Genomic DNA, 11,135 nt, shown 5'->3' on the forward strand with positions numbered 1-11,135 from the left:
CCGTCCGGGTCAGTTGGCGAGGGTGAAGTCGCCGCCGAGGGGCGCGGCGATCCTGTCCACGCCGGTGAGCGCGGTGGGCGCGGTCACCGGGGTGCCGCTGTCGCTGGTGGTGCCGTCGCCGAGCTGGCCGGAGCCGTTGGCTCCCCAGGAGCGGACGGTGTTGTCGCCGAGCAGGGCGACGGTGTGCTCCCGGCCGCCGGCGACCAGCCGGACGCCGGTCAGGCCCGGGACCGGGACGGGGGTGGTCCGGAAGACGGTGGTGCCGTCGCCGAGCTGCCCGGAGCCGTTGGCGCCCCAGGCCCGGAGGCCGCCGCCGTCGACCACGGCGATGCTGTGGTTGGCTCCGGCCACCAGCCGGGAGATCCCGCCGGACCAGGTGCCGTGGGTGTCGACCGGGGTGTAGCGGTTGATGGTGGTGTTGTCGCCGAGCTGGCCGGTGGCGTTGTGGCCCCAGGCCTTCACGGTGGTGCTCCTGCCCGGGGTGCCGAGCAGGGCGAGGTTGTGGTTCGCCCCGGCGGCGATCCCGGTGGCCCCGGTCAGGCCGGCGACCGGGGCGGGCAGGTTGCGGCCGGCCGATGTCCCGTCGCCGAGCTGGCCGTTGACGTTGTGGCCCCAGGTCCAGACGGTGCCGTCCTCGCGCAGCGCCAGGCTGTGGTCGAGCCCGGCGGCGATCGCGACCACCTTGTCGAGGCCCTCGACCCGTACCGGCACGCTGCTGTCGGTGTTGGTGCCGTTGCCGAGCTGGCCGTGCCGGTTGCGGCCCCAGGCGACCACCGTCCGGTCGTCGAGCAGGGCCAGGCTGTGCGCGCCGCCGGCGGCGATGTCGGTGGCACTGCTGAGGTTGACGACCTGGCCGGGCGCGTTGTGGCCGAACACCGAGCCGTCGCCGAGCTGGCCGGAGCCGTTGGCGCCCCAGGACTGGACCGTGCGGTCGGTCAGCAGGGCCAGGCCGTGGCCGGTGACGGGGCCGGAGCCGCCGGCGGCGATCTTCACCACCTCGGCGCCGGTCAGGCCGAGCACGCTGGTGGCGGTGGTCCGGAAGTCGGTCCAGGTGCCGTCGCCGAGCTGGCCGGCGCGGTTGTTGCCCCAGGCCTTCAGACGCTTCTCTGCCATGCGACGCCGCCTTCGAAGTCGTTTTGACGATCTGTCAGTTCATCGTGCCGACCGGCGGGACGGCCGGCGGGCCTCGCGATCATGGCGGACGCTACCGGGCTTGCGGCGGCGCAGCGGGATGTCGCGGTTAGTCGTACCGGCGCGCGGGGCGACGGGGGCTGACGTCCTTTCGGACAACCGCCCGGACCGTCCGACGGCCGTCGGCCGGTCACCGACCGGCCGCCGCCCCGGGAGGCGGCGGGGCCGCCCGTACGGCGGCCACCGATTCCGGCCACCCCGAACAGTCGTGCCGTTGTGTGCACGACAGGTCACGCCTAGTGTCGATGGCCGCCGTGCGTGGGGAAGCGCACGGCGGCGGGCCGCCGGCCGGCCACGGATGAACCCGTCCGCCGACAGGCGCCGTTGAGCGGATCGGGGCGCACACCGCGCCCCGATCCGCTGCGCGACCGCTGGAGGACCCCGTGACCGTCGCCCCCCGTTCCGTCCGGACGACCGGCCTGCTGATCGCCGCCGGGCTGATCACCGCCGTCGGCCTCGCCACCGCCGCCACCGCCGCCCCGGCGACCGGGGCCTCGAAGGGGTCCGCCGCCCTGCCGGCGCCCGCGCCCACCGTCAACGGCAACTTCACCCTCTGCTCGGGCCCGAACTACGCGTCCTTCGTGGTCTTCGAGAAGCGCAACTCGGCGACCCGGATCGTCGCGCCCAACACCTGCCTCAGCCTCACCCTGACCGGCCAGAGCAGCGAGAAGATCACCCTGTGGGGCGTCCGCCCCGACGGCAAGGAGTTCAAGATCGCCACCGACACCTTCGACGACGCCGTCGGCGAGCGCATCAAGACCCTGGGCACCCCCGACGAGAACGACTGGACCACGTTCTGACGGTCCCCCACCCCGACCGCCCCACCGCTCCCGCAGAAAGGCCCCCGCCCCGGGGGAACCAGAGGTCCGTGCGCGAAGTCATGTCCGGTGTGAACAGTGAAGCCCCCCGCACCGAGCCCCCGACTCCCCCGCCGCCGCGGCTGAACCGCAGGAGACTGCTGCTCAGCGGTGCCGGGGGCCTCGGCGCGCTCGCGGTGTCCGGCGGCATCGGCTGGTGGGCGCGCCGGGAGGGCTCGCGCGGGCCCCGGCTGTGGAGCTCGGACGGGCCGGGCGGGCGGGTCGTGCTGCCCGCCGGGGCACAGCAGGGGCTGTTCGTCTCGGGATACGACGGCACGGTGCGGTCGCTCGATCCGGCCACCGGTGCGGTGCGCTGGAGCCGGCCGGTGCGGGCGGCGGCGGCCGTCGACGGGCTGGGCGACTGGCAGCTGGCGAACTCGGGCGGGTGGCGGGTGGCGGCGGGGGACGGCGTGGTGTGCGCGGTCTCCACGAGCCATCTGCAGGCCTTCGACGCGGTGTCGGGCGACCCGCGGTGGGAGGTGCCGCTGCCGGACTGGGACGAGTCGGCGTTCGAGCAGGGCCCGGTGGTCGGCGGCGGCGGTGTGTTCGCGGTCCACGGGTCCTCGCTGCGCTGCCACGCGGCGGCCGACGGCGCGCTGCGCTGGAGCGGGGACCCGGGCACCTCGGGCGTGCCGGCGCTGGCCGGGGACACCCTGTACGCGGCCGGGCAGCACGGCGGTGTGCTGGCGTTCGACGCGGGCAGCGGTGAGCGGCGCTGGTCGCAGGACGCCGTCGGCAGGGTCACCGTGCCCCCGGTCGTGTCCGGGGGCGTCGTCCATGTGCTGCACAACGGTACGGGGGTGGGTTCCGCGGCCGTGTTCGCGCTGGACGCGGCCACCGGGCGGGTGCTGTGGCAGCGCGGGCGGCTGCCGGTGGCGGGTTCGCTGTCGGTGGCCGACGGGTCGGTGTGCCTGCTCGGCGGGGACCGGCTGATGGCACTGGACGCGGCCGGCGGCGACACCCGCTGGACGGCCGAGGTGCCGGTGGGCCTGGGGCGCGGGATCAGTTCGATGACCGCCGCGGACGGCGGCGTGTACGTGGGGACGAACGACGAGCGGCTGCTCGCGTTCGACCCGGGGACGGGCCGGCCGCGCTGGCGGGACGAGCCGCGGCGGCTGGAGGAGGGCACCGAGTACGCCCGGGTGTCCCTGGCGGCCGCCGGTTCGGCCGTGTTCCGGGGCAGCCGCACCGGGCTGCACGCGCTGGGGGCGCTCCCCTCGGCGTGAGGCGCCCGGGGCGCCGACCGGTCGGGGCCCTGACCCGTCGCGTTCCCCGCGCGGCCCTCGCTCCCCCGGGCGGCGGACCCCCTTGCTAGGATCCGCCGCCGGACGAGTGGATCAAGGAGAGCAGCGGTGGAGCAGGACCGGGTGGAGCTGGCGTACGCGCCGACGGCCGAGGACTTCCGCGAGGCCCTGGCCGCCCAGGCCCGGCACACCGTGCTCGGCCGGCTGGTGCGGGTCGCGGCATGGGTGCCGGCCGGGATCTGCGCGCTCGGCAGCGCACTGAAGGCGGCGGACGGCCAGGCGGGCGCGACGGACGCGGTGCTGCTCGCCGCCCTGGTGGCACTCGCCGTGCTCCTGCCGCGCTACCAGGCCTTCTCGGCGCAGCGGCGGGCGGCCCGGCGCGGCGGCGAGTACCGCGCGGTGGTGGACGGCTCCGGGGTGAGCGTCACCGGCGCGCGCGGCACCCGCGTCCTGCCCTGGGCGCGGGTGCCGCGCTTCCTGGAGACGGAGCGCCTGTTCGTGGTGCTGAACCGCAGCGGGAACTGCTTCCTCGTGCTGCCCAAGCGCGGCACCCCCTCCCCCGACGCGCTGCGCGAGCTGATCGCCCGGCACGCGGCACCGGTGGTACCGGGCGTGCCCGCCGCGCGGGCGGCGGGTCCGGCGGGCGGCTCGAAGTAGCGCGCGACCCTCTCCGGGCGGCGCGCGCGGCGCCCGGCCCGGCGCCCGCCCGGCGGCGGGCGGTGACGCCCCGTCAACGCGGCCGGTTCCTCCGTTCGGGTGAGGGCGGGTGCGGAGCGCACCTCGTCCGGGCCCCGACCGGGCACCACGGCGGCGCCACGGCGCCCCCCGGGCTCCCCATAATCGCGTGGTGATCACATCCTGTGACGAAGCGATCGGCCGACTGCGGTCCGCACCCGGACTCTCGATCTGCCCCCGCCCCCTGCTCGTGCTGCCGCTGCTGCGCACCGGCTGCCTCACGGCGGTGCTCGGCGTCGAAGCCCCGGACGCGGGCTGGGCGGACGAGTTCGGCACCGCCTTCCACACCCTGGAGGCCGCCACCGGCACGCGCGACCACACCGCCACCGGCCCCGGCGTCGACGAGGTGCTGCGCCGCCTGCGCGACGGCGCCCGCCCCTGGCCCGGCGGGGACCTGGCCCTGCTGTCGTACGTGACGGTGCAGCCCCGCTGGCGCACCGCGCTGGAGGCGCTCGGCACCCGGCTGCTGGAGCCTCCCCACCAGCCGTCCCTGCCGGTCATGGGCGACAAGATCGCCCAACGCGCCTGGCTGCGCTCGCTGGGGGCCGCGACACCGCCCGACGCGGTCGTCGACACCCTCGACCACCGCGCCCTGGCCCGCCGCTTCGGCGAGCGCTACGTCGTCCAGACCCCGCGGGGCTCCGGCGGACACGGCACCCACCTCGTCACCCGCGAGGAGGACCTGCCCCGCGCCGGCACGACCGGCCAGGGCACGCACGGCCCGGCGGCGCAGGAGACCGGCCCCTGGCTGGTCAGCGGCTACGTCGAGGGCACCCCGGTCAACGTCCACGGCCTGGTATCGGCCGACGGCACGGTCCGCGTCCTGCGCCCCTCCGTCCAACTGACCCGGGTCGAGGGCGTCGGCGCCGCCTTCGGCGCCTACTCCGGCTGCGACTTCGGCGCCCCCGCCCTGCTGGCACCCCGTGCCCTGGAGCGCGCCACCGGCCTGACCCGGCAGATCGGCGCCGCCCTCGCCCGCCTCGGCTACCGGGGCCTGTTCGGCGCCGACTTCGTCCTCGACGACGGGGACCGGGCCCTGCTGCTCGAACTCAACTGCCGCATGCAGGGCTCGACCTGGCTGCTGGGCGAGCTCGAACTCGCCGAACACGCCCTGCCCGCCGCACTGCGCCACCTCCTCGAACGCCACGGCCACCCCACCGGCGGCGAGCCCCGCACCGACCCGGCCGGCGCCGCCCAGCTGGTGGTCCGGCACACCGGCTCCCCGGCCCGTGTGCGCACCGCGCCGACCGGCGGCCTGCACCGGCTCAAGGACGGGCTGCTCCAACGCTGCGGCGCCGGATTCGGCCTGCTGGAATGCGGACCCGACGACGTCGCCCTGCTCCAACTCCCCTCCCCGGGAACACTGCTGCACCCGGGCGTACCGCTCGCCCGGATCGTCGCCCGCCACCCGCTGACCACCCCCGACGGCACCGCGCTCACCCCGTACGCCCGGCAGCTGGTCGACGCCCTGCGCACCGGCTTCACCCTGGAGCCGGCGCGCCCCGCCGACCCCGCCGAGACGGCAGGGGCAGCCGAGGCGGCCCGTACGGCAGGGGCGGCCCTGCCGTGCTGAACCCGCCGACCCCGCCGCCGTTCCCGCTGTACGTGCGCACCGCGCTGCCCGCCGACCTGGAGCGGCTGGCCGCACTGCGGGCCGGCGCCGCCGCCTGGATCGCCCGCACCCACGGCTCCCCCCAGTGGTCGGCCCCCTACGACGCCGAACACGGCCTGGCCCTGATCGCCCGGGGCGTCACGGCGGTGGCCGCCCTGGAGCCCGACGGCGCCGTCATCGCCACCGTCACGCTCCGCCCCACCGTCCGCAGCCGGCTCTGGACCCCCGAGGAACTCGCCCGCCCCGCCCGCTACTTCAGCCGCTTCACGGTCGACCGCGAACACGCCGGACGGGGCATCGGCGCCCGCCTGGGCGACTGGGCGCGGTGGCGGACCGCCCTGGCCGGCGCCCAGGTGCTGCGCGCCAACGCCCGCAGCGACAACACCGCCCTGCACGCCTACTACCGCGCCCACGGCTGGCGCTGGGTGCGCACCGTCCCCGGCAGCCTCAGCGGCGCCCTGTTCGAACGGCCCGCGAGCCCCGTACGGCCCCCGGAGGTCCACGAGACCGGCCACCGGCCGCTGCCGCCCTGACCCGGACCCCGGCCGCCCCCGGACGGCTGACCCGCCCGGCGCAGCGGGCGGGCCGGGAGCAGGCCGGGGACGGACGGACGTGCTAGCAATGAGCGCAGGGGCGGGGTTCACGGGAAATCCCCAGCACGCACGCACTCGAAGCCGGAGACCGCCTTGTCCCACCACCTCAGCGGACCGAACCTGCGCTCACCCGACGGTGACGCGCGCCTGGACCTGACCGACCTGTTCGCCTTCGCCTCGCCGGAGCCGGGCCGGACCGTGCTGATCATGAACGTCAACCCGGTCGCGCCGACCGGCGGGCAGGCCTTCCACCCGCAGGCGGTGTACCGGATCAACGTCGACACCGACGGCGACAACCGGGCCGACCTCGCGTTCAGCTTCACCTTCTCCGAGCCGGACGGGGACGGCGCGCAGCGCATGACGGTGCGCCGGGCCACCGGCGAGGGGGCGCGCGGGCACGAGGCGACGGGCGAGCCGCTGGCCTCCGACGCCCCGGTGAGCTTCACGGGGAGCCCGGCGGTGGTGGAGGCGGGCCCGTACCGGGTGAGCGCGGGGCTGCGCAGCGACCCGTTCTTCGCCGACCTGGACGGCATCGTCAAGGACTTCCAGTGGACGGGGGTGGACTGGGGCGCGGACAAGAACGTGTTCGGGATCGTGCTGGAGGCGCCGGAGGCCGAGTTCGGCGACGCCCCGCAGATCGGGGTGTGGGCGCGGGTGAGCGTGCGCAAGGACGGCCGGCTGGTGTCGGTGGACCGGGGCGCGCACCCGTCGCTGACGGCGTACTTCAACGAGGAGGACGTCAAGGACGCGTACAACGCCGGGGAGCCGGCCGAGGACTGGCAGACGTACCGCGAGCCGTGGACGGCCAAGCTGCAGCACTTCGGCAAGTACACGACGGACGCCGCCGAGGCGCAGCTGCGGGTGGTGCTGCCGGACGTGCTGCGCTACGACCGCACCCGCCCGGCGGGCTACCCGAACGGGCGGGCGCTGACCGATGACGTGACCTCGGCGCGGCTGTCGATGCTGACCGACGGCGCGGTGCCCACGGACCACATCGGCCCGCACACCGACCTGCTGCCCGCCTTCCCGTACCTGGGCCACCCGCACTGAGCCGGGCGGGCCCGGGGCGCCCGCGCGCGGGAAGTCGGACGGGCCGACTTCCCGTGCGCGGCGGGCCGGGGCGCGGCGCGCCCTTAGGGTGGCGGGCATGGCTCTTCCCGTCGAACTGGTGGTCTTCGACTGTGACGGCGTGCTGCTCGACAGCGAGCGGCCGGCGGTGCGGGTGGACGCGCGTGTGCTGGAGGCGGTGGGGTGGCCGCTGTCGGAGGAGGAGATCGTCGAGCGCTTCCTCGGCCGTTCGCACGCCTTCATGACCGCCGAGATCGAGGCGCACACGGGCGTGCCGCTGGAACCCGGCTGGGACCGGCGCTTCCAGCACCTCTACGACGAGGCGTTCGCCGCGCTCGCCCCGGTGGAGGGGGTGGTGGCGGCGCTGGCCGAGCTGGAGCGGGCCGGGACGGCGGACTGCGTGGCCTCCTCCAGCAGTCACGCCCGGCTGCGGTCGACGCTCGGGCGCACCGGCCTGCTGCCGCGTTTCGCCGGACGGGTCTTCAGCTCGCAGGACGTGGAGCACGGCAAGCCCGCCCCCGACCTGTTCCTGCACGCGGCCGCGACGATGGGCGTCGCGCCGGCCGCCTGCCTGGTGGTCGAGGACAGCAAGTACGGCATCGCGGCGGCCCGGGCGGCCGGCATGCGCTCGCTGGGCTTCCACGGCGGCCTCACCCCCGAGCACTGGCTGGCCGGCCCGGGCACCCGCACCTTCGCCGACATGCGCGAGCTGCCCGCCCTGGTCGCCGGGGCCGTCGACCTGCCCCTGCCCTGACGGGGCGGTGAACGGGATCGCCGCCCCGGGCCGTTGGGGGAGGTGGAGGAGTCGGGGCGGTGTGGTGACAGGAGGCGAAGGCGTGGCGGGCGACCCCATGGTCATCGAGCGGGTGCAGCGGTTGGCGCGGGACGCGGACCGGGACCTCGCCCCCGTCTACGGGCCCGTGCCGCCGAGGCCGGAGGCGGAGTCGCCGTGGCCGGGGCCCGAGTCGCCGTGGCGCCGGCCGCTGGACGCCATGGGCACGGTGCTGGTGCCCCCGGAGGCCCGGCCGACACCCGTCGCGCCCGCCCCGCCCGCCCCGCAGGCACCGGCCCCGGCACCGGCACCGGCACAGGCCCCCGCACCCGCACCCGCACCCGTGGCGCTCCCCCAGGCCCCGGCAGCGGCCCCCGCCCCGCCACCCGCACCCGTGGCGCTCCCGCCGCAGGCACCGGCCGCTGCCGTACTCCCCCAGGCCCCGGCGCCCGTCGCGCTCCCGCCGCAGGCCCCGGCGCTGTCGCCGGCCCTGCTCGTGGGCGTACCGGCCGCGCTGCCCCTGCTGCCCGTACAGCCGGCGGAACCCCTGCCGCCCGCCCAGCCCGTCCAGCCCGTCCCGCTCGGGCAGCCCGCCCAGCCGGCGCTGCCCGCGCACGCGGCGGCCGGGTCCGCCGCGCGGCGCGGCATGCGCGGGCTCGGCAGCGGACTCGGCAGCGGGCTCGGCCTGGGCCGGGGCGAGCGGGAGCGGGAGCGGCTGGAGGCCGTCATCCGCACGCCGCTGCACCGCTCCTACCGGATCGCGGTCATCGGCCTCAAGGGCGGTGTGGGCAAGACCTCCGCGACGCTGGCGCTGGGGTCCGTCCTCGCCGAGACGCGGTCCGACAAGGTGATCGCCGTCGACGCGAACCCGGACACCGGCACCCTGAGCCGGCGGGTCCGCCGGGAGACCTCGGCCACCGTCCAGGACCTGCTGGCCGCCGCGCCCTCGATCACCGGCTACATGGACATCCGCCGCTTCACCTCGCTGACCCCCGAGGGGCTGGAGGTGCTGGCCAACGACCCGGACCCGGCGGTCGCCACCAGCTTCGGCGGCGAGGAGTACCGGCAGCTGGTCGACCTGCTGGCCCGCCAGTACCCGATCGTCCTCAGCGACTGCGGCACCGGCCTGCTGCACGGCTCCATGGCCGCCGTGCTCGACCTCGCCGACCAGCTGGTCATCGCCGCCACCACCAGCATCGACGGTGCCAGCGGCGCCGGCGCCACCCTGGAGTGGCTGTACGCGAACGGGTACGGGGCGCTGGCGCAGCGCAGCGTGACGCTGATCTCGGGCGTGCGCAGCACGGGCCGGGTGGTGAAGGCGGAGAACCTGGTGGCGCACTTCGAGAGCCTGTGCCGGGCGGCCGTGGTCCTGCCCTTCGACGAACACCTGGCCCTGGGCGGGACGTTCGAGCCCACCAGGCTGCGTCAGCGGACCCGCCGCGCCTACCTGGAACTCGCCGCCCTGGTCGCCGAGGGCATGGGTTCCTGAGGCACCGCCCGCCCCGGCCGCCCGGGCCGTCGGGGCGGGAACCGGGGCCGGGAGGTCAGACCTGCCAGCGGCCGGGGCGCCAGGTGCGGCGGCGGCCGGCCGTGCAGACCAGGGCGGTGCCGGTGACCAGGGCCACGCCGGTGAGGACGGCGAGCGCCGTCACGACCGCCTGGCGGCCGGCGTCGTCCGGTGGCGGCGGCCGCAGTGCGGTCGCCACCGGGGCCGGCAGGGCGGCCGGCGCGGCGGCGGCCGGGGCCGGGGCGCCGACGGCGGCCGCCGGGTCGACCGTGCCGTAGCCGAGGCGGGGGTCCGGCAGGGCGGTGCCGGGGTGGTAGGCGGTCGAGGTCAGCCGGTCCTTCAGCTGGGCCGGGGCGAGGTCCGGCCGGTAGCCGAGGACCAGGGCGGCGGTGCCGGCCACCTCGGCGGCGGCGAAGCTGGGCCCCGAGCCGGTGAAGTAGCCCTTGCCGCCCGGTCCGACGCTCATCATCGCGGCCCCCGGGGCCACCAGGTCGACCCTTCCGGCGCCGCCGCCCGTACCGCCCGTACCGCCCGCGACCTGGCCGAGCGAGGCGGCCTGGCCGGTCCCGCCGGAGCCGCCCGCGCCGCCGGCATCGGAACCGCCGCCGGGCGGGGCGCCGTTGGGCCCCAGGTCGGAGACCGTCAGGACCCCTGCGGGGGCCGGGACCGCCGCCGATCCGTTCTGGTCGGGACCGGCCGGGGCGACCACCAGGGCGCCCTTGGAGTCGGCGTAGCGGACCGCGCCGGCCACGTCCGCGTCGCCGCCCGGCAGGGGCAGGGCCACCGCGATCACCCGGGCCCCGCCGTCGGCCGCGTCCCGGACGCCCTTGGCCAGCAGGGCCGCAGTGGTGTTCCCGGCGTCGTCGGTGACCGCCACGGCGAGGATCCGCGCCTCGGGGGCGATGCCCGCGAAGCCGACGCCGTCGCGGTGGCGGGCCGCGATCAGCCCGGCGAGGAAGGTGCCGTGGCCGACGCAGTCGCGGGTGGAGGCGCCGGTGCCGAACTCGCGCGGCCCCGGCGTCAGGCGCTCGCCCAGCACGCCGGAGGACGGGTCGACCCCGGAGCCGACGACGGCGACGGTCACCCCGGCGCCGCGGCCGAGCTGCCAGGCGGTCTCGGGGCGCAGGAAGGTCTGCGCCCACGGCATCCGGTCGGTCTCCTTCTCGGAGGGCTTCACACAGCCCTCGGTCCGGTCCGCCGTCCGGATCTGCGCGATCACGGGCAGCGCCCCGGGGTCCGTGCCGCCGGAGGGGCCCGCCCCGGGGCGCACCGCGCCCGCCGTCGCACCCGCCGTCGCACCCGTCGCACCCGTCGCACCCGTCGCCGGGCCGGTGGCGGGCACGCCCGGGGACGCGGCCGGCAGGCCGGGCACGGCCAGGGCGGGCGCGGCGGGCACCAGCAGCGCGCCGCAGCACAGCGCGGCGGCCAGCGCCGGGCCGGGCGCGGCGGCCCGCGGCCGGGCGGCGACGGGGGGGCGGGGCCCGCCGCCCCGCCCACCCCGCGCCCCCGGGGGAGCGGGGGGGTGTGCAGCGGCCGCACCCGGGCCAGGGCCCCCA

General features: G+C 77.4%; 10 protein-coding genes. 8 read left to right on the forward strand and 2 right to left on the reverse strand.

Features of this window, described 5'->3' with window-relative positions:
- Positions 1-9: 9 nt before the first annotated feature.
- Positions 10-1,113: an RCC1 domain-containing protein gene (locus ACFQ6N_RS07480; RefSeq protein ID WP_380647546.1), complete on the reverse strand. Its 1,104-nt coding sequence runs from the start codon at positions 1,111-1,113 to the stop codon at positions 10-12.
- A 461-nt stretch (positions 1,114-1,574) separates the two neighbouring features.
- On the opposite strand from ACFQ6N_RS07480, the gene ACFQ6N_RS07485 reads away from it, so the two are divergent.
- The 8 genes from ACFQ6N_RS07485 (at position 1,575) to ACFQ6N_RS07520 (ending at position 9,561) form a co-directional block, all read left to right on the forward strand.
- Complete coding sequence (locus ACFQ6N_RS07485; protein WP_380647547.1) at positions 1,575-1,991, forward strand: hypothetical protein; 417 nt, start codon at positions 1,575-1,577, stop codon at positions 1,989-1,991.
- Between the two features lie 89 nt (positions 1,992-2,080).
- Complete coding sequence (locus tag ACFQ6N_RS07490; RefSeq protein WP_380647548.1) at positions 2,081-3,274, forward strand: PQQ-binding-like beta-propeller repeat protein; 1,194 nt, start codon at positions 2,081-2,083, stop codon at positions 3,272-3,274.
- A gap of 126 nt (positions 3,275-3,400) precedes the next feature.
- The gene (locus ACFQ6N_RS07495; protein ID WP_380647549.1) at positions 3,401-3,949 is read left to right on the forward strand and encodes a YcxB family protein; all 549 of its coding nucleotides are present in this window, start codon (positions 3,401-3,403) and stop codon (positions 3,947-3,949) included.
- Positions 3,950-4,139: 190 nt separating this feature from the next.
- Positions 4,140-5,600, forward strand: a complete 1,461-nt coding sequence (locus ACFQ6N_RS07500) for an ATP-grasp domain-containing protein (RefSeq protein ID WP_380647551.1) — start codon at positions 4,140-4,142, stop codon at positions 5,598-5,600.
- Entirely contained in the window at positions 5,594-6,172 is a 579-nt protein-coding gene (locus ACFQ6N_RS07505; protein WP_380647552.1) for a GNAT family N-acetyltransferase, read from the forward strand. Before ACFQ6N_RS07500 ends, ACFQ6N_RS07505 begins: the two co-directional genes overlap by 7 nt.
- Positions 6,173-6,325: 153 nt before the next feature.
- Positions 6,326-7,282 carry a DUF4331 family protein gene (locus tag ACFQ6N_RS07510; protein ID WP_380647553.1) on the forward strand — a complete coding sequence of 319 codons (957 nt, stop codon included), beginning with the start codon at positions 6,326-6,328 and terminating at the stop codon, positions 7,280-7,282.
- 97 nt (positions 7,283-7,379) lie between these two features.
- Positions 7,380-8,054 (forward strand): HAD family hydrolase, encoded by a 675-nt coding sequence (locus ACFQ6N_RS07515; RefSeq protein ID WP_380647554.1) that lies wholly within the window; start codon positions 7,380-7,382, stop codon positions 8,052-8,054.
- Positions 8,055-8,136: 82 nt separating this feature from the next.
- Positions 8,137-9,561, forward strand: coding sequence for a MinD/ParA family protein (locus ACFQ6N_RS07520; protein ID WP_380647556.1), 1,425 nt, complete (start codon positions 8,137-8,139; stop codon positions 9,559-9,561).
- 55 nt (positions 9,562-9,616) lie between these two features.
- On the opposite strand, the gene ACFQ6N_RS07525 is transcribed toward ACFQ6N_RS07520, so the two are convergent.
- A partial coding sequence (locus tag ACFQ6N_RS07525; RefSeq protein WP_380647558.1) for a S8 family serine peptidase occupies positions 9,617-11,135 on the reverse strand: 1,519 nt, incomplete at its 5' end.

Source organism: Kitasatospora sp. NPDC056446 (assembly GCF_042796115.1).
Classification (GTDB): domain Bacteria; phylum Actinomycetota; class Actinomycetes; order Streptomycetales; family Streptomycetaceae; genus Kitasatospora.